Genomic DNA, 25569 nt, shown 5'->3' with positions numbered 1-25569 from the left:
CGGGACCTTCCCTGCTGTCGGGGTGCTTGACTGTGGCGCCGACCGGCTCCGCGACGAGCGAGGAGAGTGCCATGAACTGGACGTTGGAAGTGGTGATCGTGCCGGTCTCCGATCTGGACCGGGCGAAGACGTTCTACGCCGACCAGCTCGGCTTCGCCGTCGACCACGACACGGTGATCAGCGACGACGCCCGCATCGTGCAGTTGACCCCGCCCGGCTCGGGCTGCTCGATCGTGATCGGCAAGGGCGTCGTCCCGCAGATGCCGCCGGGTTCGCTCAAGGGCCTGCAACTGGTGGTGCCCGACCTGAAGCGGGCCCACGCGGAGCTGGTCGCCCGTGGCGTGGAGGTCAGCGACATCCAGGTGGTGGGCCAGAACCCGAGCCCGGTGCCGGACCCGCTGGACAACGTCGGCTTCATCTTCTTCGCCGACCCGGACGGCAACACCTGGGGCGTCCAGCAGATCTCCAGCCGCGCCTGAGCGGCCGCGGTCAGAGGCGCCGGGGGCCGGTGTCCGGGCGGGCGGCCACCCCGCCCACCCGCACCTGGGCGTGCAGGACCGAGATGCCGTCCGGGCGGGCGAGCACCGGGTTGAGGGTCACCGAGCGCACGCGGGGCTGCTCGTCGGCCAGCTGACCGACCCGCAGCAGCAGGTCGGCCAGCGCCGCCCGGTCCACCGGCGCGGCGCCCCGGTGCCCCCGCAACAGCGGTGCCGCCCGGGGTTCGTCGACCAGCTCGGCGGCGTCGGTGTGGGTCAGCGGCACCGCCCGCCAGGCCCGATCGCCCAGCAGCTCGGTGGCGACCCCGCCGAGGCCGAAGCCGACCACCGGCCCGAACGCCGGATCTTCCACCAGCTCCACCACGCAGGCCACACCGGGCGGGACCATCGGCTGCACCAGCACGTCCGCGCCGAAGCCGGCGGCCATGTCGGCGTACGCGCGGCGGACGCTCGCCTCGTCGGGCAGATCGAGGCGGACCGCGCCCAGGTCGAGCCGGTGTCGCAGCCCCGCGGCCGCGGCCTTGAGCGCCACCGGGTAACCCACCCGCGCCGCCGCGTCGACCGCCGCGTCGACCGAGTCCACGGGCACCGACGCGACGGTCTCGATGCCGTACGCGGCCAGCAGCGCCTCCGCGTCGGTGCCGTCGGCGCGCAGCGCGGCCGCCGCGGCGTCCCGGTCGATCCCGGGCAGCTCGGGCGCGACCCCGGGCGGGCGGCGCAGCCACTCGGCGTACCGGTGCACCCGGGCGAGCGCCCGGACGGCCTCCTCCACGCCGGCGTACGCCGGTACCCCGGCCGGCAACCGACCGACCAGGAACGTCGCCACGGTCGGCTTGCCCAGGGCGAGGGCGGCCGGCAGCGCGGCGGTGACATCGGCGTCCACCTCGGTGCGTTGGCCGGGCAGGGGCGGGGCGAAGACCACGACGAGCGCGTCCACCCGGTCATCGGCGGCCGTCTCGGCGAGGGCGGCGGCGAACTCGTCGGCGCCGGCGCTCGGCGCGACGTCGCGCGGGTAGCCCTCGGCGACGGTCAGGCCCTGCCCGACACAGGCCGTGGCGGCCAGGCCGGTCAGCGCCGACGAGTTGCCGACCACGCCGACCCGGCCGCCGGCCGGCAGCGGCTGGTTGGCCAGCAACACCCCCACGTCGAGCAGCTCCGGCACGGTGTCCACCCGGATCACCCCGGACTGGGCGAACAGCGCGGCCACCGCCACCTCGTCCGGGCCGGCGGTGTCGCCCACACCGGCCGGGCGGGCCGGCGAGGCAAGCGCCACGACCGGTTTCGCCCGGCCGATCCGCCGGGCCAGCCGGGCGAACTTGCGCGGATTGCCGAACGTCTCCAGATACAACATGATCACGTCGGTGCCCGGGTCGTCCTGCCAGTACTGCAGCAGGTCGTTGCCCGACACGTCGGCCCGGTTGCCGGCCGACACGAAGCTGGACAGCCCGAGGCCACGCCGGTCCGCCTCGGCGAGCAGCGCCACCCCGAACGCGCCGGACTGGCTGAAGATGCCAACCCGACCGGCCGGCGGCAGCGCCGGGGCGAGGGTGGCGTTGAGGCGTACCGTCGGGTCGGTGTTGGCCACGCCCAGGCAGTTCGGGCCCACCACGCGCATCCCGGCGGCGTGCGCCGCGCGGACCAGCGCACGTTGCCTGGCCGCGCCCTCCGGGCCGGCCTCGGCGAAGCCGGCCGAGATCACGACCAGGCCGTGCACCCCGGCGGCGGCCGCGTCCGCGACCACCGTGGTCGCCGCCTCCGGCGGGACCGCCACCACCGCCAGGTCCACCGCGACCCCGGCGTCAACCGCCGAGGGGTACGCGGGCAGTCCCGCCACCGTCGACGCGCTCGGGTGCACCGGCACCACCGCGCCGGTGAACCCGCCGTCGCGCAGGTGCCCGAGCACGGCCGCGCCGACGCCCTGGCCGGTGGCGCTCGCGCCGTAGACGGCGATGCCTCGCGGGGCGAGCAGCCGGGCGATCGAGCGGGCCTCGGTGCGGTGCTCCCGGCCGCGCTGCACCTCCAGGGTCGCCTCCGTCGGGGCGATCGGGAAGCTCAGGTGCACCACCCCGTCGGCGTACGCGCGCTGCACCTGGTAGCCGAAGTCGGAGAAGACCCGCAGCATCGTCCCGTTGGCCGGGAGCACCTCGGCGACGAAGCTCAGGATGCCGTTGCGCCGCGCGGCGTCGGCCAGGTGCTCCATCAGCACCGGGCCGATGCCCCGGCCCTGGAAGGCGTCCTCGACCACGAAGGCGACCTCCGCCTCCGGCGCCTGCGGGCCGAGCCGCTCGTACCGGCCGACGGCGACGAGCCGGTCCCCGGCCAGCACCACGAACGCCTCCCGGTCGTGGTGGTCGACCGTGACGAACCGGATCAGATCCCGTTCCGGGATGCGCGGGTACGGCGAGAAGTAGCGCAGGTAGCGGGTGCGCTCGGAGAACCGGCTGTGCATCGCCACGATCGCCGGCGCGTCGTCCGGCCTGATCGGTCGCAACTGGACGGTGCTGCCGTCGCTGAGCAGCACGTCCACCGGCTGGTCCACGGTCGTCACAGGAAACGGCCCGGCTCAGTCCCGCGGGTCGTACGGGTCGAGCCCGAGCAGCGGGAAGACGGTCTTGCGAGTCGCCGCGATCGCCCGGTCCACCGCGTTCGGCTCGCCCGTCGGCTGCCACGGCTCGTACGACGGGTCCGCGTCGTCGGTCATCCGCAGCGGAATCTCCCGGCCCGGCCGACGGGCCGCGGCCAGCTCACGCCAGCCCGGCGGGGTGAGCGTCGCCGGGTCGATCGGGTCACCGGTCGCCACGGCCAACAGGTGGCTCCAGGCTCGGGGCACGACCTCGACCAGCGCGTACCCGCCGCCGCCGGTGGCCACCCAGCGGCCCTCGCACAGCTCGTCGGCGAGCGCCCGCAACGCCAGGTAGGTCGCGCGCTGCCCGTCCACCGTCAGGTTCAGGTCGGCCAGCGGATCCAGTCGGTGCCCGTCCGCGCCGCACTGGCTCACCAGCACCTGCGGCCGGAACGCGCGCAGCACCGACGGCACGATCGCGTGGAACGCCCGCTGCCAGCCGGTGTCGTCGACGCCGGGCGGCAGCGGCATGTTCACCGCGCTGCCCTGCGCGCCCGGCCCGCCGGTCTCGTCCGGGAAGCCGGTGCCCGGAAAGAGCGCGAGCGGCGTCTCGTGCAGGCTGACCGTGAGCACCCGGGGGTCGTCCCAGAAGATCTGCTGCACCCCGTCGCCGTGGTGCACGTCCACGTCGACGTACGCGATGCGCTCGGCGCCCAGATCCAGCAGGCGGGCGATGGCCACCGCCGGGTCGTTGTAGACGCAGAAGCCGGACGCCCGGGCGGGCATCGCGTGGTGCAGCCCACCGGCCACGTTCACGGCCCGGCGGGCGTCACCGCGCCAGACCGCCTCGGCCGCGGTCACGGTCGCGCCAGCGATCAACGCGCTGGACTCGTGCATCCCCTCGAAGACCGGGTTGTCGGAGGTGCCCAGCCCGTACCCGGCGAACAGCGGGTCACGCGGCGCGGCCCGCACCGCGGCCAGGTAGGCCGGGTGGTGCACGCGGGTGAGCAGGGAGTCGTCGGCGGGCTCCGGCTTGACCACGCGCACCCCGGGACGATCCAGGATGCCCAGCTCCCGGGCGAGCGCGACGGTCAGCTCCACCCGGACCGGGTCGAGCGGATGGTCACCCATGTCGTAGGCGAGCAGCGAGGGGTCCCACACCACTACCGTGTCGTCGGACATGAGCTCATCGTCGCACGAGGACCGTCGTCGGCCCACCGCACGCGCTGGTCAGCGGCCGGGTGTCGGCCCGGAGGCGACCGGCCGGGCCGGGTCGGCGACCCAGTTGCTCCACGAACCCACGTAGAGCGCGGCGTCCGTGCGGCCGGCCAGGTGCAGCGCGAGGACCGCCTGCGCGGCGGTCACCCCGGAGCCGCAGTACGCCCCGACCGCCCGCGCCCCGGTCGCGCCGACCGCGGCGAACCGCTCGCGCAGCACGTCGGCGGCCGGGAAGCGCCCGTCGGCGCCCACGTACTCGCCGGCGGGCAGGTTGGCCGCGCCGGGCACGTGACCGGCGACCGGGTCGATCGGCTCGACCTCGCCGGCGTAGCGGGGCGCCGCGCGCACGTCGAGCAGCACGGCGTCGTCGGCGGCAGCCAGCGCGGCGGCCTGCCCGGCATCCAGCACCGGAAGATCACCGGGGCGCACCTCGACGTCGCCGTCGGCCGGGGCGGGCGCGGTGGTGGAGACCCGTCGTCCGGCGGCGACCCAGGCCGGGAAGCCACCGTGCAGCAGGCGCACCGGCCGGTGCCCGGCCCAGCGCAACGTCCACCAGGCGCGCGCGGCGGCCAGGCCGTCACCGCCGTCGTACACCACCACGGGGTGACCGGCGCGGACGCCGGCGGCCCGCAGCGCGGCCTGGAGCGCGCCCGGATCGGGCAGCGGGTGCCGGCCGCCGACCCCGGGCGGCCCGCACAGCGCGGTGTCCAAATCGACGAAGACCGCGCCGGGCAGGTGACCGGCCAGGTAGTCGTCGTGGCCGGGCGGGCCGGTGAGCCGCCAGCGGACGTCGAGGAGGGTGGGCGGGTCGGCGTGGTCGAGTTCGACGGCGAGCTGATCGACCTCGACAAGCAACTCCTCGGTACCGGACATGGCGACCATCCAACACCATCCGGGTCGGCACCACGCGGTTCGGCGGCGGTCGTCGGCCACGCAGCGAGGTAGCATCGTGCACCGGAGGGCCGCTGACGTTATGAAGTCTCACGACCTGGTCGACACGACCGAGATGTACCTGCGCACCATCCTCGAGTTGGAGGAGGAGGGGGTGCCGCCCCTGCGCGCCCGGATCGCCGAACGGCTGCAGCAGAGCGGCCCCACCGTGAGCCAGACCGTCGCCCGGATGGAGCGCGACGGCCTCCTCACCGTCGAGGGCGACCGGCACCTGACGCTCACCGCGCTCGGCCGGGGCAGCGCCGTCTCCGTGATGCGCAAGCACCGCCTCGCCGAGCTGCTGCTGGTCAACGTCATCGGGATGCCCTACGAGGAGGCCCACGAGGAGGCCTGCCGTTGGGAGCACGTGATGAGCGACGCGGTGGAGAAGCGGGTGTACGACCTGCTCAACCGGCCGACCCGCTCCCCGTACGGCAACCCGATCCCCGGGCTTGCGGAGCTGGGGTCGGCCGAGGCGGAGACCACCGAGGCCGCCGAGGGCGAGCGCAACCTGGCCTTCCCCGGCCTCTCCGGGCCGGTCGTGGTGCGGCGGATCTGCGAGAGCGTGCAGAAGGACGCCGACGTGCTGCGCCAGCTGCACGCCGCCGGGGTGGACCCGGGCGCCACGGTGACGGTGGCCCAGGAGCGCGACGGGGTGTCGATCGACCGCTCCGGCGACCGGGTGCGGCTGCCTCGCGAGGTCGCCTCCCGGGTCTTCGTCGCCGCCAACTGACCGGCCGCCCACCCGGGCGTCACAGCGCCCGGGTGTCCACCTTCTTGGCCAGCCCGACCAGGTCTCCGGCCAGCTTGTCGGCGGCCGCGCGGTCGGCGGCACGGGCGCCCGTCCAGGTCAGCGTGGCCAGGCGTCCGTCGGTGCCCAGCCAGCCGACCTCGGCGACCGGGCCGTGCCCGCCGGTCGCGGCGGTGGTACGCCGGTACGCCTGCTGACCCAGCCCGGTGACCTTCGCCGCCTTGTCGGGCACCACGTCCGCGCCGAAGGTGGTCTTGTCGATGGTGGTCTCGGACACACTGAGCATCAGCTCCGGCAGCGCCGCGCGTTCGGCCCGGACCACGCACGTGTGCGTGTCACCCCGCTCGCTGGCCGCCGCCACGTCGAAGCGCACCTTGACGAGCTGCTCGATCACCGCGAAGTCCAACAGCCGGCACGCGCCCCCTGAGGAAGCCGCCGACACGTCCAGGGCGACCGGCGCCTGCGGCGGCACCGCCACCGGCTCGGCCTCGGCGGCACAGCCGCTCAGCAGCAGGCCCGCCAGCCCGGCGACCACGATCCGCCCGCGCACGCTCCACCCTCTCGCCGACCGACGGCGGAGGGGGCCCCGCCGGATGTCCGTCGGACACCGTACGGGGTGTGCGGGTCGGGCGGAAGTCCTCGTGCACGCCTATTCCGACGGTGGATCGTCCACGTACGGGCAGTGCCGGCAGCCCCGGCCGCAGCACGTGCCGCGGCGGGCGAGGAAGCCGGCGCTGAGCACGAAGAGCCCCGTCGCCGGGTCGGGGTAACCGGCTTCACCGGCGGCCAGCGCGGCGGCGTGCGCGGCGAGGATCCGGGCCCGCTCGGGGTGCTCGGGCGGCAGCCGGGACGGGTGCGGCTCGGTGAGCGGCCGATCCGCCAGGGGTCGTCGCTCTCCGCTCACCCGCAGCAGTCTAGGGAGGACCCGTCGGCGGTGGCCCAGCCGTGCCGGGCGGACGGAATTGCGGTGCCGGGTGGGGTGGCGCCTCGGTAGAGTCCGCGGGCCGCCGGCCGGCGGCGCTTACCCGCACGGACAGGCGGCGACGGTGAGTCAGCAGGTGCAGCGGTCCCCGGCGGTCGAGGCGGTCGAGGCGGGGGCGATCCCGTCGCTGCGGCGCAGCCGGAACTTCCTGCTGCTCTGGGGCGGTCAGACGGTCAGCGAGCTGGGCACCCGGATCGCCAATGTCGCAGTGCCGCTGCTCGCCGCCGACACCCTGCACGCCAGCGTGTTCCAGGTCTCCCTGCTGACCGTCCTGGCCTGGCTGCCGTACCTGCTGTTCTCGCTGCCGGCGGGCATCGTCGCCGACCGGCTCGACCAGCGGCGGCTGATGATCGCGTGCGACCTGGGTCGGGCCGCGCTCCTGCTGTCCCTGCCGGTGGCCGCGCTGGTCGGCCACCTCACCCTGCCCTTCCTGTACGCGGTGGTCGGGCTCGGTGGCGTGCTCACCGTGCTGTTCACCGTGGCGTACAAGACTCTGCTGCCCCGGCTGGTGCCGGCGGACCTGCTGGTGGACGGCAACGCCAAGTTGACCATCAGCCAGGACGCCGCCGAACTGGTCGGCCCGACGGTCAGCGGCGCGTTGATCGGGCTGGTCGGCGCCGCCCGCACCTTCCTGGCCAACGGGTTCGCCTTCCTGGTCAGCGCGCTGACGCTGATCCTGATCCGGCAGCCACCGGTACGCCGCGGGCCGGCTCCCCGCGTACCCCTGCGGGTGGAGTTGACCGACGGGCTCGGCTTCATCCGGCGGCAGCCGATCCTGGTCAGCATCCTGGCCTGCACGACGTGGTCGAACCTCTGGGTGATGGCGTCCGCCTCGATCGAGGTGACCTTCCTGGTGCGGGAGCTGCACGCCGCGCCGGTGCAGGTGGGTCTGGTCTTCTCGGTCAGCGCCGTCGGCGGGCTGGTGGTGGGGGTGCTGGCCGCCCGGCTGTCGGCCTGGCTCGGCTCGGCCCGGGTGATCTGGGTGGCGATGACCGCCCCGGGCCCGTTCTATCTGCTGATGCCGTTGGCCCGACCCGGCTGGGGACTGCTGCTCTACGGTGTCGGGCTGGCCGCGTTCTCGGCCAACGCGGTGCTGTTCAACGTGGCATCGATGTCGTACCGGCAGCGGATCACCCCGCCGGCGATCCTCGGCCGGGTCAACGCCGCGTTCCTCTGGATCTGCTTCGGGGTGATCCCGCTCGGCGCGCTGACCGGCGGCGCGCTCGGCACCACGCTGGGGCTGCGCGGCGCGCTCTGGGTCTGCGTGCTGGGCACCTGGGCGGCGTGCCTGTTCGTGGTCTGCTCGCCGCTGCGCCGGATGCGGGACACGCCGCCGGACGTCGGCGTCTGAGAGGGTGGGGCATGCCCACCTTCGCCGCCTGGGACGGCACCACGCTCGCGTATCGGAGTCTCGGCGGGGGCGACCCGCTGATCTGCCTGCCGGGCGGGCCGATGCGCGACTCGGCGTACCTCGGTGACCTGGGCGGCCTGTCCTCGCATCGGAGCCTGGTTCGGCTGGACCTGCGCGGCACCGGCCGGTCGGCGGTGCCGTCGGACGCCTCCTCGTACCGGTGCGACCGCCTGGTCGCGGACGTCGAGACGCTACGCGTGCACCTGGGGCTCGACCGGCTGGACCTGCTCGGGCACTCCGCCGGCGCGAACGTGGCGCTGCAGTACGCGGCCCGACACCCCGACCGCGTGCGCCGGCTCGCGCTGATCACGCCGAGCACCCGGGCCGTGGGGCTGGAGGCGACCGCCGCTCTGCGCCAGGAGGTCATCCGGGCCCGCACCGGTGAGCGGTGGTACCCGGAGGCCGCCTCGGCGCTGGAGTCCATGGTGACCGGACGGGCCACCGGCGACGCCTGGCAGGCGATCGCGCCGTTCTTCTACGGCCGGTGGGACACGGCGGCCCGCGCGCACCAGGCGGTCGAGGCCGCCCAGCGCAACCAGGAGGCCGCCCGGATGTTCGGCGCCGACGGCGCCTTCGACCCGCCGGCCACCCGCGCCGCGCTCGCCGCCCACCCACGCCCGGTGCTGCTGCTCGCCGGTGAGCTGGATCTCGGTGCCCCGCCGGGCCTGGTTGCCCAGCTCGCGGAGCTGATGCCCGGCGCCGAGCTGGTCGTACAGCCGGGCGCGGGGCACTACCCGTGGCTGGACGACGCCGACTCGTTCACCGCCACCGTCTCGGCGTTCCTGGGCTGATGCGGTGGCTTGAGTCTCCACCGGGGGGAGACGCGAGGGTGGGGGCATGAGCGGTGACGAGCGGTACACGATCGGCGACCTGGCCCGACGCACCGGGCTGAGCGTCAAGACCATCCGGTACTACGCCGACAGCGGGATCGTGCCGCCGACCGACCGGAGCCCGGCCGGCTACCGCCAGTACGGCCCGGAGGCCGTCGCGCGACTGGAACTGGTCCGGACGCTGCGCGACCTGGGCGTGGACCTGGCCTCCATCCGTCGGGTGGTGGACCGCGAGGTGCCCCTGCACGAGGTGGCCGCCGCGCACGCCGAGGCGCTGGCGGTGCAGATCCGGGTGCTGCGGCTGCGCCAGGCCGTGCTGACCGTCGCGGCGAGGCGGGAGGCGGGCCCCTCCGAGGTGGACGACCTGCACCGGTTGGCCCAGCTCACCGCCCACCAACGGGGGCAACTGGTGGACGACTTCCTGGACAGCGTCTTCACCGGCGACCCGCCGACGTACCCGGGCGTGCTCGTCTCGATGACGCCGGACCTGCCCGACGACCCCACCGCCGAGCAGGTGCAGGCGTGGGTGGAGTTGGCCGACCTGTGCCGGGACCCTGCCTTCCGGGCGAGCATGCGGCGGCTCGCTCGCCAGCACGCCGCCGACAACGACGTGCCCGGGCTGCCCCGCCCGGACGCCGTCGCCATGGTCCGGGACGGGGTGGCCAACGCCCTGGCCGCCGGTCTCGATCCGGCCGGACCCGAGGCCGGGCCGGTGGTCGCGGCGGTCACCGACCGGTACGCCCGCCTGCACGGCCTCCCCGACGGCGCCGACCTGCGCCAGCGATTGCTCGACCGGCTGGTGCTGGCCAACGACCCTCGCCGGGACCGCTACCTCGACCTGCTATCGGTGATCAACGGCTGGTCGGGCGGTGGCGCGGTCGCGCCGGCGGCGGACTGGTTCATCCGTGCCCTGCGCGCCCGGACGCCCGCGCGGAACCGCTGAACCGGCCGGGTCGGCGTCGGAACGTCAGGCGAACCAGGTCAGCGCCTGGCCGTGCCCCCGGGCCCAGGCCAGCGGCTTGCCGTCCAGCGCAAGGACGTTGTGCAGCGCCGCGTCCGGCGAGTCGGGCAGCCCGTCGTAGGGCAGCACCTCCGGGGCCTCGTTGGCGATCCAGTGCCCCGGCAGCTGACGCACCAGCCGGACGAACGCCTCCCGACGAGCGACGGGCACCTGGTAGAGCACCGAGGTGTGGAAGATGACAAGCGTCGCGCCGGCCGGCGCCCGCGTGGCCAGCGCCGGCAGGTCGTCCACCAGGTCGCCGCGGATCAGCAGCGGCGGATCGGCCGCAGCGACCGCCGCGGCGGCGCGCAGGCGGGCCCGCCGGTGCGCGTGCTCCGGCCAGATCAGGGCGTCCAACCACGACACCGCGTCCGCGTCGGTCACGTCGAGCGGGTTCAGGTCCAGGCCGGCCCGCCACACCACCTGGGGTACGCGCTCAGGCGGCACGAATCCGCTGGCCGCGCACTCCAGGACCGGCTCGCCGGACCCGATCCGGTGCTCCCCGTAGCGGTAGGCGTACCGGTCGGGGTAGAGGCAGAGCCCGGCGGACGCGCCGACCTCCAGCAGGGCCAGGGGCTGCGGCAGCGCGGCGAGCACCGGCAGCAGGACGGCGCAGCGGCCGGCCTCGTTCGTCTGGGTGGCCCTTCGTCGTAACTCCGTCTCGATGACCGGCCAGTGCGTCACCGCGTAGTCCTGAAACGCGGCCGGGTCGTCGACCGGGCCACCGAGCCAGCGGACGACGCCGAACAGCAGATTCGGCTGTCGCTTGGCCGGCGGAAGCGCGTCGAGGAGGGCGAGCAGGTCGTCGTCGTGGGCGACGGCGTCGGACAGTCGCTCGTACGTCGGTGAGACCCCGTGCGCCTCGCGGCGCGCGAACTCGACGTACGCCTCTGCGGTTGTCATGCCCTCATCGTCGCAGCCCATTCCTCGGTGGGTCAGCCCCCGTGCCTGTGCGCTGACCCACCGGCCTTCTCGAGCCCGGCACCGCTCAGGGCAGCTGGCCCGGTCGGTCGACGATGGCGATGCGCAGTAGCGCGACAGCGTTGTACAGGGATTCCTTGCCGTCACGCACCACGGAGTTGCGGGTGCCGAGGTAGACGTGGGAGTCCCGATCGAAGATGAGGTCCAGGTTTCCACCGATCACCCCGGGCATCCGAATCGCCACCCCATGGCGGCCGGCGGCGTCCACCACGTCACCCGAGATGACGACCGCTCCGGGTTGCCGTGCCAGCAGTTCGAACAGCGCCGCGAGCGCTCGGGGTGGCACGTATCCGTCGAGCATCGACCACGCGGTGGTGTACGCCATGCTCTCGTCCCCGTAGACGGCCTCCTCATCGGCGCCTTCGGGTAGATGCAGGTCGACCGGGTGCGCCCGAAGGTAGCGCAGCAGCTCGTCGGGCTCGGTGGGCAGATCGCCGTGGTACGCGGGCGGCTGGAACGCGTCGAGCTCCTTGTCGGGATCGGCGGGATCATCGATGCGGAGCACCTTCAGTTGGCTCCACCCGTTCGGATCGGTCTCCGGTCGATAGCGTGCCTGCGTGTAGGCGACGCCACCGGCCGACTGCCACCGTTGGTTCCGTATCGTCCGGTACGGACCGCTGGTCGGAAGCTCCCGTATCGTCGCCAGGGACTCTGTGAAGACGTACTGGTCGGGGCGGGCGGTGAGCTCCGGCTGCTGCCGGGCGACGTCGGCCGCCAGGTGGAAGACCTCGGACGCGGTGGCCGTGGGCGGCGACTGATCGCCCATCTTCATGGTCTGGACCGCCAGCGCACCGGCGGTCAGCGTCACCGCCATCCCGACCGCTCCGGCGAGGCGCCAACCGCGCAGGAACGGGGTACGGCGTCCGGCCGGACGGCCCGCCGACGCCAGCTCGGCCCGTTGGGCAACGTGTGCGCTCAGGTCCCTGAGAAGCTGCTCCTCGAAACCCTGCGGCGACCGTTCAATCGTGTTCATCGTCAGCTCCGTCTCATCTCAGGCGAGGGTGGCGGCCGGGTGGGCGAGCACGGCACGGACGACGCGACGGGCACGATGCAGGCGGACCCGAGCGGCGACCGGCGACATCCCGAGCACGGTCGCCGCCTCGGCGACGGTGAGGCCGTCCACGGCGACGAGTTCGACAAGCGTGCGGGTGCCCTCGGGTAGCTCGCTCAATGCTCGATAGGTGCGGCGGGCCGCCGACTCGGCGTCGATCCGCTCCTCGATGCGGGCAATGTCATCGGGGCCCAGGTCCCGTCGTCCCGCCAGTCGGCCCGTCACCCGCAGCCGTTGGGCCGCCCGACGTCGCTCGTCGCCGATGACGTTGCGGGCCACCCCGAACAGCCAGCCGATCTGGCTGCCCCGGTCCGGCCGGTAGCCGGCCGCCGATTCGATCACCGCCAGGAACACGTCGGCGGTCAGGTCGGCAGCGAGGTGTGGGTCGTCGACCCGCCGCGCCACGAACCGACCCACCGCCTCCAGGTGCCGCCGGTAGAAGGCCGCGAAGGCCACCGGATCGACCCCGATGCCGGAGATGTCACCCTCCGCTCCGCCAGGCTCATTCACAGGCCGTCCTCTCTCGTAGCCGCTACACCCCTTCTTCGTCAGACGGAGCGCGGGTGTTACCGAGCCATCCGGCACGGAGGTCGAGGCAGCTCATCGTCGGTTGATCCGGGGGCCTCCCTTCGCCGCCGGGAGATCTCCTCCAGCTGCGGGACGTGGGTACAGACGTGTCCGCCAGTGCCATGGTCGGCGTGACTCACCAGGATTGCTGAACGAGTCAGCCGGCGGACCTACCCGAGCAGCGCCGCCGCCGCGGCCAGGGTGGCCAGCGACAGCGTCGTGGTCACCACCACCGCCCGGTTGGCCACCGCCTCGCCGACTCCGTACTCCTGGCCGAAGATGAACGTGTTCTGCGCTGTCGGCAGGCCCGCGCACACCACCACGGCGAGCAACTGTGGCGCCGACAGGTGCAAAGCCAGCCCGGCCGCGTACGCGATGACCGGCTGTGCGACGAGCTTCAGCGCGGTGATCACAGCCAGCTCCAGCTTGGTCGGCTCTGCTCGCGACGGCGCCGTGCGGTGCAGTGACGCGCAGAGCGCGACCAGGGCGGCCGGAACCGCGGCGCCCGACAGCAGGGTGAGCGACGCGCCGGCCGCCGACGGCAGATGCAGGCCGCCAGCCGAGCATGCGACACCGAGCAGCGACGCCAGGATCACCGGGTTGCGTACCGGCAGGGAGGCGATACGGCGGACCCCTACCCGCCCGGCCGGGTCGCTGTGCCGATCCAAGGCGACCAGGATCACGGGCGTCACCACCAGCACCTGCAGCAGGACCACCTCCGCCAGGAACGACACGTCGCCGAGGACCTGCGTTGCGATCGGGATGCCCAGGTTCGCCGAGTTCACGTACCCGGCGGCCATGCCCCAGATCGGCCGTTCGCCGGGCTCGCGACCGAACAGCCAACTCGCGCCGACCCAGCCGAACCCGACGACCGCGGCAGTGCTCAGCCCAAAGGCGAGCAGCGAGCGGCCGGCGAACCCGGAGAGCGGCATTCGGGACAGGGCCAGGAACAGGGCGGCCGGCATCGCAAGATGGAACACGAACCGGCCGAGCACCGACGCCACCGCCTCGCCCAGAAGACCCCAACGACAGGCCGCGTAACCGACCGCGGTAAGGATCCAGATCGGTACGAACGCCGACACCAGGCTCATACGGCCGTCACCGGCGGGCGGGCGTCGCGCCGGCTCAGGGACTGGCGGGCGTCCGGGGCGTACGAGCCGAGAAACCCGGCGACAATCTCCACCTGGGCGAGAATGTCATCGACCTTACGGCCGGGTAGTCGGCCTGGCCGGGTTGACGGCATCCGCTCGTCCCGACGATCGGAGCTGATGGCTCGGCTGCTGTCAGTCCTCGAGTGGATCCCAGTGGTTGCCATAGCGCAGCAGTGATTGGGCCAGGTCGGGGTGAGCGGCCGCCCACACGGTGTCGAACAGAAACCACTGTTGGTACCCGAATGACTGACCACAGTGCATGGTGACTTGGGCGAGATGTTCGTCGACCTCGATGCGCGACGCGTCGGGGCTTCGGCCGTCGACGTATCGGCCCGTTGTAAGAAGCTCCATGGCTTCGCGGTGGGCGGGGCCGTGCTCGTTGGGCAGGTCGGGCCACGGGTCGGCGTTGAGGTTGAAGCCGGGCCATCTGTTGCACCGCTCCAGCGCCGGCCTGATGGCGTCTTCTTCGGGCGCGACGAGTGCTCGCAAGACCAGCAGCTCGGGTGGCCATTCTGCACCGCTGTCGGGGTCCGCGGTCCGGAGATGTCCGGCCAGTTCCCGCAACCCGACCCCCGGGAATACCAGCGGCTGGGAGCAGGCGAGGCTTTCGCTGTCGTAGAACGTGAGGAACACCGCGTACGTGCTGGCGTCACCGGTACTGGCGGGCGTAACGGCTGTCACCGGCACATCGGCGACGAACGACGTCGACTCACCTTCCGCGCCAGGCAACGGCCACGACTGGAACAGGTATGCCAACCGGTCGGGGGCGGTCGCGACCACCTCGTCATCGAGGAAGAAATAGGCCAGTTCCACTTCGTCGTCATCGGTCCGTACCCGGAGGCTGTGGTCGTCGAGGCGGATGAAGTCCTCGTCACCCTCGACGTACAAGTGCTCATGCAGGAGCTCGCGCAGCTCGCTGGTCGTTGCCGCCCGAGACAGGCCGTGCTTCCGTGCCGCCTCGAAGATCGAATCGAGGCCGTAGACGTCACCGCCCAGCTCGTTCTCGACCCAGGACTCCGGATCGTCGCAGTCCCAGCCTCGCCGGAACCAATTCAGCACGGTCTCGTCCGGCAGCCGCCGGACCCGCTTGCTCAACTGGCCCTCGTAGTGAGAGCGATACACGAAATGCACGGCATGACGGTACTGCAGCCGGTCACGCGGATGTGGACGGCCGGAGCACACTCTTCTGCCGCCGTTGGCGCAGCGCCGGTGGGGAGACGGCTATCGGCTGCCTGCCGGCTGGAATAGAGATCTACTCTCAGACCACCCTCAGTGGGGTGGCAGTGGTGCGGCCGGGCGTACCGCCGTGAAGTCGCAGTGCTCGTACCGGGTGGCGGAGAGCAGTAGCAGCCACTCGTCACAGCCCTGCCACGGGTAGAGGTCGGCGGCTCCGCCGCGTACGGTCCGGGGCCCGTCGCCGGTCCGTGGTCGCCGACATTGGATTCTGCCGATGACCATGCACCGCGCCACGTAGTCTTCGACTGTGGACACGACGGCCCTCACACCCCGCGTGCTGGTGATCGGGTTGGATCCGTATCGGGTGCCGGGGCCGTGGGACCCCAAGCCGGTCGCAGACGGCATCGAAGTCGGAAGGGCCCGATTCGTCGAACACAAAGTGGGGGCTGAGTTCTGCCTGTTCGGCTTCGACGGCAGCGACGATGTGGAGGCGGTGGTCACCACTGCCCTGTGCGCCCAGCCCTGGGAGTGCGTCGTCATTGGTGGCGGGGTGCGCAATCAGCCGGAACTGTTCGAGCTGGTGGTCAATCTGGTGCGTCGGCACGCGCCCGAGGCGGCGATCGCATTCAACGCCACCCCGACGGACACGTTCGACGCGGCCGCCCGCTGGATTGAGGTGCCCGGATGATCGCTCATGCCGGGACTTCGCCACCGGCGCTGCCCCGGCCTCCAACGACGGAGACCGGGGCAGCGCCGCGTTACGCGTACGTCAGCTGCAGCCGCTGGTGGAGCCGCAGCCCTCGCAGACGTAGCAGCTACCGGCGGGGCGCATCTTCGTACCGCAGGTGAAGCAGAGCGGCGCGTCGGCGGCCTTGCCGATCACGGCCTCCAGCAGTTCGGTGCTGGAACCCACGCTCGGGGCCGGCTTGGCGACGGCCACGTCGGCCATCTCCTGGGCCGGCTGAGCGACGGCCTCGGTCCTGGCCGGGGCCTCGACCGGTGCCGACGACGCCATCGCGGTGAGTTCCGCGCCGGTGACGGCGGCGGCCTCCGCGTCGGCCTCGGCCCGCAGCTGGGCGGCCCGCTCGCTGGCGGTGAAGATGCCCAGCTCGGCGCGGCGCTCGTAGGGCAGGAAGTCCAGTGCCAGGCGACGGAAGATGTAGTCCATCACCGAGGCCGCCATCCGCACGTCCGGGTCGTCGGTCATGCCGGCCGGCTCGAAGCGCATGTTGGTGAACTTGCTGACGAACGTCTCCAGCGGCACGCCGTACTGCAGGCCGATGCTGATGGCCACCGAGAAGGCGTCCATCACGCCGGCCAGGGTGGAGCCCTGCTTGGACATCTTGAGGAAGACCTCGCCGAGGCCGTCGTCCGGGTAGGACGACGCGGTGAGGTAGCCCTCGGCGCCACCGACGGAGAAGCTGACCGTCTCGGACGTGCGCTTCTTCGGCAGGCGCTTACGCACCGGCCGGTACTCGATGACCTTCTCCACCGCGGCCGGCGCGGCGGCTGCGGTCTCGACGGCGGCCGGCGTGGTGGCCTTCTTGGACTTGGCCACCGAGAGCGGCTGGCCGACCTTGCAGTTGTCCCGGTAGATCGCCAGCGCCTTGAGGCCGAGCTTCCAGCCCTCGAAGTAGATCTTCTCGACGTCCTCGACGGTGGCCGCCTCCGGCATGTTGACCGTCTTGGAGATGGCGCCGGAGACGAACGGCTGGATCGCCGCCATCATCCGCACGTGGCCCATCGGGGCGATCGACCGCTCGCCCATCGCGCAGTCGAACACCGCGTAGTGCTCCGGCTTGAGGCCCGGGGCGTCCACCACGTGGCCGTGGTCGGCGATGTGCTCGATGATCGCCTCGACCTGCTCCTCGGGGTAGCCGAGGCTGCGCAGGGCGCGCGGCACCGTCTGGTTGACGATCTGCATCGAGCCGCCGCCGACCAGCTTCTTGAACTTGACCAGCGCCAGGTCCGGCTCCACGCCGGTCGTGTCGCAGTCCATCATGAAGCCGATCGTGCCGGTCGGGGCGAGGACGCTGGCCTGCGCGTTGCGCCAGCCGAACTTGTCACCGATCTTGTTGCCCTGGGTCCACTGCTTGGTCGCCTCACGGACGATCGCGGTGGCCACCGGGCTGGTCGGCTTGATCTCGTCGTTGGCCGCGGCGTGCTTGCGCATGACCCGCTTGTGCGGCTCGGCGTTGCGGGCGTAGCCGTCGTACGGGCCGACGACGCCGGCCAGCTCGGCGGAGCGGCGGTAGGCGGTGCCGGTCATCAGCGACGTGATCGACGCGGCGACCGAGCGGCCCTGGTCCGAGTCGTACGGCAGGCCGGTGGCCATCAACAGGGCGCCCAGGTTGGCGTAGCCGATGCCGAGCTGCCGGTAGGCGCGGGTGGTCTCACCGATCTTCTCGGTCGGGAAGTCGGCGAAGCAGATCGAGATGTCCATCGCGGTGATGACGAACTCGACGGACTTGACGAACTTCTCCACCTCGAAGCCGCCGTCGGCCCGGAGGAACTTCATGAGGTTGAGCGAGGCGAGGTTGCACGAGGAGTTGTCCAGGTGCAGGTACTCCGAGCACGGGTTCGACGCGGTGATCCGCCCGGTCTCCGGGCAGGTGTGCCAGTCGTTGATCGTGTCGTCGTACTGCAGGCCGGGGTCGGCGCACTCCCAGGCGGCCTGGGAGATGGTGCGGAACAGCTTCTTGGCGTCCACGGTGTCGATCACCGAGCCGTCCAGGCGACCGCGCAGGTCAAAGCCGCCGCCGTTCTGCACGGCGGTCATGAACTCGTCCGAGACGCGGACCGAGTTGTTGGCGTTCTGGTACTGCACGCTGACGATGTCGGAGCCGCCGAGGTCCATGTCGAACCCGGCGTCGCGCAGCGCGCGGATCTTGTCCTCCTCGCGCGCCTTGGTCGCCACGAACTCCTCGATGTCCGGGTGGTCCACGTCGAGGATGACCATCTTGGCCGCGCGCCGGGTGGCGCCACCGGACTTGATGGTGCCGGCGGAGGCGTCCGCGCCGCGCATGAAGCTGACCGGGCCGGAGGCGGTGCCGCCGGAGGAGAGCAGTTCCTTGGAGGAACGGATCCGGGAGAGGTTGACCCCGGCCCCCGAGCCGCCCTGGAAGATCCGCCCCTCCTCCTTGTACCAGTCGAGGATGGAGTCCATCGAGTCGTCGACGGAGAGGATGAAGCAGGCACTCACCTGCTGCGGCGACGGCGTGCCGACGTTGAACCAGACCGGCGAGTTGAAGCTGAACACCTGGTTCAGCAGCATCCAGGTCAGCTCGTGGGCGAAGACCTCGGCGTCCGCCGGGCTGGCGAAGTAGCCGTACTCCTCGCCGGCGGTGCGGTAGGTGGTGACCACCCGGTCGATCAGCTGCTTGAGCGACCACTCCCGCTCCGGGGTCCCCACCGCGCCCCGGAAGTACTTGGTGGTCACGATGTTCGCCGCGTTGACGCTCCACGACTCCGGGAACTCAACCCCACGCTGCTCGAAGTTGATCGAGCCGTCCCGCCAGTTCGTCATCACGACGTCGCGGCGCTCCCAGGACACCTCGTCGTACGGGTGGACCCCCTCCGTCGTCCACACCCGCTCGATCTTCAGCCCCGCGCCTGCCTTGTTCCGTGAACGGCTCGTTGTCACGCCGTCGCCCCCCTCGTCTGCGCGGTCACCCACCGCGCGTCCTGATCTTTCGAAAAACAGTGAAGTCAACTGGTACGGCCGGCGGCCTCAACCGCGTCGGCCCGGCCCTGCTCCCGGGCTCGCGCCACGGCCCGCAACGTCTCGATCTCGCGCTCGAAGTCGGCGAGCGAGTCGAAGGAGCGGTAGACGCTGGCGAACCGCAGGTAGGCGATCTCGTCCAGGTCGCGCAGCGGGCCCAGGATCGCCAGGCCCACCTCGTGACTGGGGATCTCGGCGGCCCCCTTGGCCCGGACGGTCTCCTCCACGCGCTGCGCCAGCAGCGCGAGTGAGTCGTCGTCCACCGGCCGGCCCTGGCACGCCTTGCGCACCCCGCCGATGATCTTCGTACGACTGAACGGCTCGGTCACCCCGCTGCGCTTGACCACCGCGAGGACCGCCTCCTCGACGGTGGTGAACCGCTTGCCGCACTCCGGGCAGGAGCGCCGCCGCCGGATGAGCTGGCCGTCGTCGGCCTCCCGCGAGTCGACCACGCGGGAGTCGGCGTGCCGGCAGTACGGACACCGCATCGCCCAACCTCCAAAATCATGATCAACCGCGGACACTCCGGGCACTTCCGGACACGGCTCGCCACGGCGGCACCACCCTCGGGTGACGCCCGCCGTGATCAACGTTACGGGAGTGCGGTCGGTAGTCGAACCCAACCTGTAGGCAACTTACGCCCGTGTCACTACTACATCTAGGGGTTGACCGTATGTCGCTGGCGAACCCGGGTCAAGTCGACCGGCGTGTCCGGCGCGTCACGGACCATCCGGTCATCCGCACCTGCCACCTCACCGCAGAACCAACGCCGGGAACCCGCCCCGGTTACCGGCCGCACGGCCGGAACGCCCCGGAAAACAGCCACCGATCGAACATCCGTGCTACTCGACGTACCATTTATCAGAACATCCGTACGACCGGAGCGGTTTTTCACCCCGACACGCCGGTGAGAGGTCGTACAGATGTTTGAAAATGACCGATCTCACCTATACGGTCATGAACAACATGGCACCACCGCACGCACCACGAGCCGACGAGGCACCCAGCGCCGACCAGGGAGGACGGACGTGACCGAAGACCGGGCCAGCCGGCCGAAGAGCCCGCAGCAGATCACCGAGGCGGGCCCGCCGGCCACCCGACGCCGCAGCGCCGCGCGCAGCCGGACGGGTCAGCCTGCCGTGCGCCCGGTCACCCCGGTGGTCAGCGCCTTCCCCGACCCCGCGACGGTCGACCTGACCGCCCGCCAGCGCCGCATCCTGGAGTTCATCCGCACCTGGGTCGACCGGCACGGCTACCCGCCGAGCGTCCGTGAGATCGGCGAGGCGGTCGGCCTGGTGTCCCCGTCGAGCGTCGCCTACCAGCTCAAGGAGCTGGAGAAGAAGGGCTTCCTCCGCCGCGACCCCAACCGGCCCCGAGCGGTGGACGTCCGTGCCCCCAGCGAGGCCATCGACGACGAGTTGTCCCGCGCCCAACGGCCCACCCCGGCGTACGTGCCGATGCTCGGCCGCATCGCCGCCGGTGGGCCGATCCTCGCCGAGCAGGCAGTGGAGGACATCTTCCCCCTGCCCCGCGAGCTGGTCGGCGAGGGCGAGGTGTTCATGCTCCAGGTCAAGGGTGACTCGATGCTCGACGCGGCGATCTGCGACGGCGACTGGGTGGTCGTCCGGCAGCAGCCGACGGCCGACTCGGGCGAGATCGTGGCCGCCATGCTCGACGGCGAGGCCACCGTCAAGACCTACCGGCGACGCGACGGGCACGTCTGGCTGATGCCGCAGAACCCCGCCTTCGACCCGATCCCCGGCGACGACGCCACCATCATGGGCCGGGTTGTGGCGGTGCTCCGCCGGATCTGACCGGCCGGCGCGCGGGTGAGTGGCCCCACCGCGCTCACCCGCGCGGCCGGACCGATGGCGCTGACCGTGTCAGTAGCGGTCGCCCCGCTGGCCACGGCCGCCCCCGGGATACTGCCCGTACGGGTCGCCGGGCACGTCGCCGTCCCGCCGACGGCCGGGCCGCTGGCCCCGGTAGTCCGGCTCCTGCCCACCGCGCCGTGGCGGCTCCGCCCGACCGCCGCCGGGCTGACCACCACCGCCGCCGTACACCCCGCCGCCCGGTCGGCCACCGGCACCGCCGGGTCGACCTGCGGGGCCGCCGGCACGGCCGCCACCGTAGACACCGCCACCGACCGGAGCACCGCCGCCACCACCGCCGGGGCGGGCGGGGCCGTAACCGCCGCCACCCCCCTCACCGGCTGGGCGCGCACCGCCGCCGCCGTACACGGCACCGCCAGCAGGAGCGGGACCGCCCCGGCCGGAACCACCGCCGTAGACGCCGCCATCGGCCGCCGCACCGCCGTACACGCCGGTGCCGGGACGGCCACCGCCGGGCGGGGCGCCCTCGTCCCGCCCTGCGCCGCGCCGGTCGTCCCGATCATCCGTCGAGTCCGAATCGTCGGCCGCCGGTGGCCGGCGGCGGGCCCGCAGGATGCCGACGATGCCGGCGCCGACGAGCAGCAGACCGAGCACGCCGACCGCGCCCACGAGGTAGGTGATGTCATCGAGACTGAGCCCGTCGATCCAGGACTTCTCGGCGGCCGGGTTGGCACCCCCGGGAGCGGCAACGGGCGCGGCCACGCTGTTGGACGGCGTGTAGCTCAGAATGTCGACGGGCTCGTCCGCGGTGAGCTGCCCGCCGTCGGAGACGGTGACGAAGGTCTTCCCGTCCGGGGTGTAGGAGATCGCCTCACCGAACGGGTCGGCCAGTGGCGTCACCCGCGGCTTGCCGGTGGTGAGCGCCCCGACGATGTTGCCGTCGGTCACGTCGTACTCGAAGGCGTCCGCGTACGTCCGGACGACGACGCGGCTGCCGTCCGGCGATCGGGCGGCCCCGGTGACCGCGAGCCGCCCGTAGACGCTGAGCGGGTTCTCCGTGGTGGTCTTCGGCAGCTTGATCTCGCCGACCTTCTTCATCGGCACCGGCGCGGTGTCGCCGTTCCTCAGCTTCGCCGTCGGGGTGTAGATCTCCGCGTTGCCGCTCGACACCTTGGTGATGATCAGCGGGAGGCCGTCGGCCCCCACCAGCAACGCCTCGGCGTCGTGCGGCTTGTTCTCGGGGTAGGAGAGCCGGTGCAGCACGGGCTGCTTCGTACCGGTGATCGGCATGGTCCAGACCGCGATCCGCGACCGCCGCTCCTTGTTGGTGGTGTTGTCGCCGATGTCACCGATCCACAGCGTGTCGCCCTTCGGCGACACGGCGAGGTCCTCGGTGTCGAACGGCCCCTGACCCGAGTAGCGGACCGGCTCCTTGACGACCTTGCACTTGCTGTCGAGGAAGAAGATCCGTTTGCGCGCCTCAACCTCGGTGCCGTCGTTGATGACGATGTAGCCGGTCTTGGTCGCTACCAGCCCGGACAGCTCCCGCAGCCGCTCGTCGGTGACCGAGCAGCGCTTCTTGCCGGGGGTGGCGCCGGGCGGCTGGGATGATCCGGGAGCGGGAGCGGCTACGGCGACTCCGGCCAGCGCCACGGTTGCCCCGAGCAGGCCGAGGGCAACCGTGACCGAGGAAACAACGCGGCGCATTCGGCCAGTGTCGCATGCCGCGCGTTTCCGGTGGATGACGCCGGGGCCGCTCAGGGCCGGCTGCCGACCGCCTGGCCCTCGCGCTGCACGTCGAACGGCGCCAGCTCGGCGGCGAGCGCCGCGCTGACCCGAACGTGCAGCAGGGTGCCCTCCGGCAGGTGCGACGTACTGAGCACCTCGCCCGTGCGGTGCACCCGGGACACCAGGTCACCCCGGTCGTACGGCAGCACGGCCCGGACCTCCACGGCGGGTTGCGGCAGCCGCTCCTCGATCGCCGCCCGCAGGGCGTCGATCCCCCGCCCCGAGTGCGCCGAGACGAAGATCGCCTCGGGCCAGAGTCGCTTGAGCCGCAGCAGCGCGTCCTCGTCGGCCGCGTCGGTCTTGTTGACCACCAGCAGCTCGGGCAGCCGGTCCGCGCCCACCTCGGCGAGCACCTCGTGCACCGCCCGGACCTGCTCCTCCGGATCCGGGTGGGTGCCGTCGACGACGTGCACCACCAGGTCCGCCTCCGCGACCTCCTCCAGTGTCGAGCGGAACGCCTCGACGATCTGGTGCGGCAGGTGCCGGACGAAGCCCACCGTGTCGGAGAGCGTGTAGAGCCGCCCGTCCGAGGTGGTGGCCTTGCGGGTGGTCGGGTCGAGCGTCGCGAAGAGCGCGTTCTCCACCAGCACGCCCGCGCCGGTCAGTCGGTTGAGCAGGCTGGACTTGCCGGCGTTGGTGTAGCCGGCGATGGCCACGGCGGGCACGGAGTTGCGGGTGCGACGGGCGCGCTTGGTGACGCGTACCGTGCGCATGCTCTTGATCTCGCGGCGCAGCCGGGAGATGCGGTGACGGATGCGCCGACGGTCGGTCTCCAGCTTGGTCTCACCGGGACCACGCACACCCACACCGCCGCCCGCGCCGCCGCCGCGACCGCTACCACCGGTCTGGCGGGAGAGCGTCTCACCCCAACCGCGCAGTCGGGGCAGCAGGTATTGGAGCTGGGCCAGCTCGACCTGCGCCTTACCTTCCTTGCTCTTGGCGTGCTGGGCGAAGATGTCGAGGATCAGCGCCGTCCGGTCGACAACCTTGACCTTGGTGCGCTGCTCCAGGTTGCGCAGCTGCGACGGCGACAGCTCACCGTCACAGATGACCGTGTCGGCGCCGGTGGACAGCACCACCGCGCCAAGATCGTCGACCTTGCCGCGACCGATGTACGTGGCCGGGTCGGGTCGGGTACGACGCTGGATCAGCCCTTCGAGCACCTGCGAGCCGGCGGTCTCGGCCAGCGCGGCCAGCTCGGTCAGGGAATTCTCCGCGTCGGTGACCGTGCCCTCGGTCCAGACGCCCACCAGGACGACCCGCTCCAGTCGCAGCTGGCGGTATTCCACCTCGGTGACGTCGGTGAGCTCGGTTGACAGGCCCGGAACGCGTCGCAGGGACTGTCGCTCCGACAGCTCCATCTCGCCAGTGGTGACGTCGTCGAACTCGTCCTCGACGGGGACGAAGCTCTCCTGGTCTCGCAAGCGGTTCTCCTGTCCGAAATGATGAGTAGAACGTAATCCTGACATGGCACAACGCCGAACGCACCTGCTATATGCCCGTGCTGGAGGTCGCCAAAAGTGGGGGCGAATACCGGTCGACCTCGACAACCCGGTAGAAATGCGGGGGCGGCGGCCGACCGGCCGCACAGCCGTGACGGAGGGACCCCGTGGCCATCACCCGACTGCCGAGCGCCGGATTCTCGATCACCATCCGGATCGCCGTGACCGCGGACGCGTCCTCGATCGGCCGGCTCACCACCTCCGTCGGCGAGGCCGGAGCGATCGTCACGGCGCTGGACGTGGTGGACTCGGACCCGACCAACGTGATCGTCGACCTGACCTGCGACACCGCCGACGCCGGTCACGCCGACCAGGTGGTCGAGGCGCTGACCGCGCTCGACGGCGTGGACGTGCGCAAGGTGTCGGACCGCACCTTCCTCCTGCACCTCGGCGGCAAGATCGAGGTGACCTCCAAGGTCGCGCTGCGCAACCGTGACGAGCTGTCCCGGGCGTACACCCCGGGGGTGGCCCGGGTCTGCATGGCGATCGCCGAGAACCCGGCGGACGCCCGACGGCTGACGATCAAGCGCAACACGGTGGCGGTGGTCAGCGACGGCTCCGCGGTGCTCGGGCTGGGCAACCTGGGCCCGGCCGCGTCGCTGCCGGTGATGGAGGGCAAGGCCGCGCTGTTCAAGCGCTTCGGCGGGGTGGACGCCTGGCCGGTCGTGCTGGACACGCAGGACACCGACGAGATCGTGCAGATCGTCAAGGCGATCGCGCCCGCGTACGGCGGGATCAACCTGGAGGACATCGCCGCGCCGCGCTGCTTCGAGATCGAGGCCCGGCTGCGCGAGGCGCTGGACATCCCGGTCTTCCACGACGATCAGCACGGCACCGCGATCTGCGTGCTGGCCGCGCTGACCAACGCGCTGCGCGTCGTGGGCAAGCAGCTCGCGGACGTCCGGGTCGTCGTCTCCGGCGCCGGCGCGGCGGGCACCGCGATCATGAAGCTGCTGCTGCGCCAGGGCGTCGGCGACATCATCGCGTACGACCGCCAGGGCGCCCTGCACCGCGGGCTGACCGACCTCAACCCGGCCTGGCAGTGGCTGGCGGAGAACACCAACAAGGAGAACTACGCGGGCGACCTGCCCGGCGCGATCCGGGGCGCCGACGTGTTCATCGGGGTCAGCGCGCCGAACCTGCTCACCGGCGACGACATCGCCGGCATGGCGAAGGACGCCATCGTCTTCGCGCTGGCCAACCCGGACCCGGAGGTCGACCCCCGGGAGGCGCGCAAGTACGCCGCGGTGGTCGCCACCGGCCGCTCGGACCAGCCCAACCAGATCAACAACGTGCTCGCCTTCCCCGGCGTGTTCCGCGGGATGCTTGACGCGCACGCCGAGGAGTTCACCGAGGAGATGGCGATCGCGGCCGCCCGGGCCATCGCCGACGTCGTCGGTGAGGAGAAGATCAACCCGACGGTGATCGTGCCGAGCGTCTTCGACTCGCGGGTCGCCCCGGCGGTCGCCGCCGCCGTCCGGGCCGCCGCGAACAACCCCAGCCCTCTCCCGGCAGCCGACCCGGGCCCCACCGACCTCCCCGAGATCGCGGCCAACGCCAGCGCCACCCCGTAACGCACGAACCGCCGGGCACCCGACCCCGCCCCTCCGTCGATCAT

23 protein-coding genes are annotated in these 25569 nt (G+C 72.2%); 8 read left to right on the top strand and 15 right to left on the bottom strand.

Features of this window, described 5'->3' with window-relative positions:
* Positions 1-71: 71 nt before the first annotated feature.
* Positions 72-479: a VOC family protein gene (locus ABZT87_RS04515; protein ID WP_355133584.1), complete on the top strand. Its 408-nt coding sequence runs from the start codon at positions 72-74 to the stop codon at positions 477-479.
* Between the two features lie 10 nt (positions 480-489).
* Here the strand turns inward: ABZT87_RS04515 and ABZT87_RS04510 are convergent, their stop codons facing one another.
* Genes ABZT87_RS04510 through ABZT87_RS04500 form a run of 3 tightly spaced genes read right to left on the bottom strand, consistent with a single transcriptional unit; the run spans position 490 to position 5151 of the window.
* On the bottom strand, positions 490-3045 hold the full coding sequence (locus tag ABZT87_RS04510; protein ID WP_355133582.1) for a GNAT family N-acetyltransferase: 2556 nt from the start codon (positions 3043-3045) through the stop codon (positions 490-492).
* Positions 3046-3060: 15 nt separating this feature from the next.
* The gene (locus ABZT87_RS04505) at positions 3061-4242 is read right to left on the bottom strand and encodes an acetoin utilization protein AcuC (RefSeq protein WP_355133580.1); all 1182 of its coding nucleotides are present in this window, start codon (positions 4240-4242) and stop codon (positions 3061-3063) included.
* Positions 4243-4290: 48 nt separating this feature from the next.
* Positions 4291-5151 (bottom strand): sulfurtransferase, encoded by an 861-nt coding sequence (locus ABZT87_RS04500; protein WP_355133578.1) that lies wholly within the window; start codon positions 5149-5151, stop codon positions 4291-4293.
* Positions 5152-5251: 100 nt separating this feature from the next.
* Here ABZT87_RS04500 and ABZT87_RS04495 point away from each other — a divergent pair, with 100 nt between their 5' ends.
* On the top strand, positions 5252-5941 hold the full coding sequence (locus tag ABZT87_RS04495) for a metal-dependent transcriptional regulator (protein WP_355133576.1): 690 nt from the start codon (positions 5252-5254) through the stop codon (positions 5939-5941).
* A 19-nt stretch (positions 5942-5960) separates the two neighbouring features.
* Here ABZT87_RS04495 and ABZT87_RS04490 read toward each other — a convergent pair whose 3' ends face one another.
* Positions 5961-6509: a hypothetical protein gene (locus ABZT87_RS04490; protein ID WP_355133574.1), complete on the bottom strand. Its 549-nt coding sequence runs from the start codon at positions 6507-6509 to the stop codon at positions 5961-5963.
* 99 nt (positions 6510-6608) lie between these two features.
* Positions 6609-6863, bottom strand: a complete 255-nt coding sequence (locus ABZT87_RS04485; protein ID WP_355133572.1) for a DUF5522 domain-containing protein — start codon at positions 6861-6863, stop codon at positions 6609-6611.
* Positions 6864-7005: 142 nt separating this feature from the next.
* On the opposite strand from ABZT87_RS04485, the gene ABZT87_RS04480 reads away from it, so the two are divergent.
* From ABZT87_RS04480 to ABZT87_RS04470, 3 genes are read left to right on the top strand one after another with little or no spacing between them, the layout of a single operon-like run.
* Positions 7006-8292, top strand: coding sequence for an MFS transporter (locus ABZT87_RS04480; RefSeq protein ID WP_355133571.1), 1287 nt, complete (start codon positions 7006-7008; stop codon positions 8290-8292).
* An 11-nt stretch (positions 8293-8303) separates the two neighbouring features.
* A complete protein-coding gene (locus tag ABZT87_RS04475; protein WP_355133569.1) occupies positions 8304-9143 on the top strand; it encodes an alpha/beta hydrolase in 840 nt (279 codons plus the stop codon).
* 46 nt (positions 9144-9189) lie between these two features.
* Positions 9190-10125: a MerR family transcriptional regulator gene (locus ABZT87_RS04470; protein ID WP_355133567.1), complete on the top strand. Its 936-nt coding sequence runs from the start codon at positions 9190-9192 to the stop codon at positions 10123-10125.
* Positions 10126-10149: 24 nt separating this feature from the next.
* Here ABZT87_RS04470 and ABZT87_RS04465 read toward each other — a convergent pair whose 3' ends face one another.
* The 6 genes from ABZT87_RS04465 to ABZT87_RS04440 form a co-directional block, all read right to left on the bottom strand.
* Positions 10150-11085 carry a DUF2332 domain-containing protein gene (locus ABZT87_RS04465; protein ID WP_355133565.1) on the bottom strand — a complete coding sequence of 312 codons (936 nt, stop codon included), beginning with the start codon at positions 11083-11085 and terminating at the stop codon, positions 10150-10152.
* 85 nt (positions 11086-11170) lie between these two features.
* Positions 11171-12136, bottom strand: coding sequence for a CU044_5270 family protein (locus tag ABZT87_RS04460; protein ID WP_355133563.1), 966 nt, complete (start codon positions 12134-12136; stop codon positions 11171-11173).
* An 18-nt stretch (positions 12137-12154) separates the two neighbouring features.
* Positions 12155-12724, bottom strand: a complete 570-nt coding sequence (locus ABZT87_RS04455; RefSeq protein WP_355133561.1) for a sigma-70 family RNA polymerase sigma factor — start codon at positions 12722-12724, stop codon at positions 12155-12157.
* A gap of 227 nt (positions 12725-12951) precedes the next feature.
* Entirely contained in the window at positions 12952-13872 is a 921-nt protein-coding gene (locus ABZT87_RS04450) for an AEC family transporter (RefSeq protein ID WP_355133559.1), read from the bottom strand.
* 192 nt (positions 13873-14064) lie between these two features.
* Positions 14065-15063, bottom strand: coding sequence for a hypothetical protein (locus ABZT87_RS04445; RefSeq protein WP_355133557.1), 999 nt, complete (start codon positions 15061-15063; stop codon positions 14065-14067).
* A 138-nt stretch (positions 15064-15201) separates the two neighbouring features.
* On the bottom strand, positions 15202-15423 hold the full coding sequence (locus ABZT87_RS04440; RefSeq protein ID WP_355133708.1) for a hypothetical protein: 222 nt from the start codon (positions 15421-15423) through the stop codon (positions 15202-15204).
* On the opposite strand from ABZT87_RS04440, the gene ABZT87_RS04435 reads away from it, so the two are divergent.
* Positions 15416-15796, top strand: coding sequence for a hypothetical protein (locus ABZT87_RS04435; protein WP_355133555.1), 381 nt, complete (start codon positions 15416-15418; stop codon positions 15794-15796). The two genes, ABZT87_RS04440 and ABZT87_RS04435, sit on opposite strands and share 8 nt — an antisense overlap.
* Before the next feature lie 81 nt (positions 15797-15877).
* On the opposite strand, the gene ABZT87_RS04430 is transcribed toward ABZT87_RS04435, so the two are convergent.
* Both ABZT87_RS04430 and nrdR read right to left on the bottom strand, forming a co-directional pair.
* The gene (locus ABZT87_RS04430; protein ID WP_354862362.1) at positions 15878-18784 is read right to left on the bottom strand and encodes a vitamin B12-dependent ribonucleotide reductase; all 2907 of its coding nucleotides are present in this window, start codon (positions 18782-18784) and stop codon (positions 15878-15880) included.
* Positions 18785-18816: 32 nt separating this feature from the next.
* On the bottom strand, positions 18817-19317 hold the full coding sequence (gene nrdR / locus ABZT87_RS04425; RefSeq protein ID WP_234587987.1) for a transcriptional regulator NrdR: 501 nt from the start codon (positions 19315-19317) through the stop codon (positions 18817-18819).
* A 540-nt stretch (positions 19318-19857) separates the two neighbouring features.
* On the opposite strand from nrdR, the gene lexA reads away from it, so the two are divergent.
* Positions 19858-20643 carry a transcriptional repressor LexA gene (gene lexA, locus ABZT87_RS04420; protein WP_355064023.1) on the top strand — a complete coding sequence of 262 codons (786 nt, stop codon included), beginning with the start codon at positions 19858-19860 and terminating at the stop codon, positions 20641-20643.
* A 69-nt stretch (positions 20644-20712) separates the two neighbouring features.
* Here lexA and ABZT87_RS04415 read toward each other — a convergent pair whose 3' ends face one another.
* Both ABZT87_RS04415 and hflX read right to left on the bottom strand, forming a co-directional pair.
* Positions 20713-22368, bottom strand: coding sequence for a hypothetical protein (locus tag ABZT87_RS04415; RefSeq protein ID WP_355133553.1), 1656 nt, complete (start codon positions 22366-22368; stop codon positions 20713-20715).
* A 50-nt stretch (positions 22369-22418) separates the two neighbouring features.
* Positions 22419-23873 carry a GTPase HflX gene (gene hflX / locus ABZT87_RS04410; protein ID WP_355133551.1) on the bottom strand — a complete coding sequence of 485 codons (1455 nt, stop codon included), beginning with the start codon at positions 23871-23873 and terminating at the stop codon, positions 22419-22421.
* Between the two features lie 185 nt (positions 23874-24058).
* Here hflX and ABZT87_RS04405 point away from each other — a divergent pair, with 185 nt between their 5' ends.
* Positions 24059-25525, top strand: a complete 1467-nt coding sequence (locus ABZT87_RS04405) for an NAD-dependent malic enzyme (RefSeq protein WP_354862368.1) — start codon at positions 24059-24061, stop codon at positions 25523-25525.
* Positions 25526-25569 lie beyond the last annotated feature (44 nt).

The sequence above is a fragment of the Micromonospora sp. NPDC005237 genome (assembly GCF_040607775.1).
Lineage (GTDB): Bacteria > Actinomycetota > Actinomycetes > Mycobacteriales > Micromonosporaceae > Micromonospora.
This window is presented reverse-complemented; position numbering and strand designations above follow the sequence as displayed.

Bases quoted from the DNA above. Each gene is read 5' to 3' on its own strand.
- ABZT87_RS04515 (WP_355133584.1), top strand. From the start codon at position 72: ATGAACTGGACGTTGGAAGTGGTGATCGTGCCGGTCTCCGATCTGGAC.
- ABZT87_RS04465 (WP_355133565.1), bottom strand. From the start codon at position 11,085: ATGACAACCGCAGAGGCGTACGTCGAGTTCGCGCGCCGCGAGGCGCAC.
- ABZT87_RS04415 (WP_355133553.1), bottom strand. From the start codon at position 22,368: ATGCGCCGCGTTGTTTCCTCGGTCACGGTTGCCCTCGGCCTGCTCGGG.
- ABZT87_RS04475 (WP_355133569.1), top strand. From the start codon at position 8,304: ATGCCCACCTTCGCCGCCTGGGACGGCACCACGCTCGCGTATCGGAGT.
- ABZT87_RS04450 (WP_355133559.1), bottom strand. From the start codon at position 13,872: ATGAGCCTGGTGTCGGCGTTCGTACCGATCTGGATCCTTACCGCGGTC.
- ABZT87_RS04495 (WP_355133576.1), top strand. From the start codon at position 5,252: ATGAAGTCTCACGACCTGGTCGACACGACCGAGATGTACCTGCGCACC.
- ABZT87_RS04505 (WP_355133580.1), bottom strand. From the start codon at position 4,242: ATGTCCGACGACACGGTAGTGGTGTGGGACCCCTCGCTGCTCGCCTAC.
- ABZT87_RS04470 (WP_355133567.1), top strand. From the start codon at position 9,190: ATGAGCGGTGACGAGCGGTACACGATCGGCGACCTGGCCCGACGCACC.
- nrdR (WP_234587987.1), bottom strand. From the start codon at position 19,317: ATGCGGTGTCCGTACTGCCGGCACGCCGACTCCCGCGTGGTCGACTCG.
- ABZT87_RS04460 (WP_355133563.1), bottom strand. From the start codon at position 12,136: ATGAACACGATTGAACGGTCGCCGCAGGGTTTCGAGGAGCAGCTTCTC.
- ABZT87_RS04500 (WP_355133578.1), bottom strand. From the start codon at position 5,151: ATGTCCGGTACCGAGGAGTTGCTTGTCGAGGTCGATCAGCTCGCCGTC.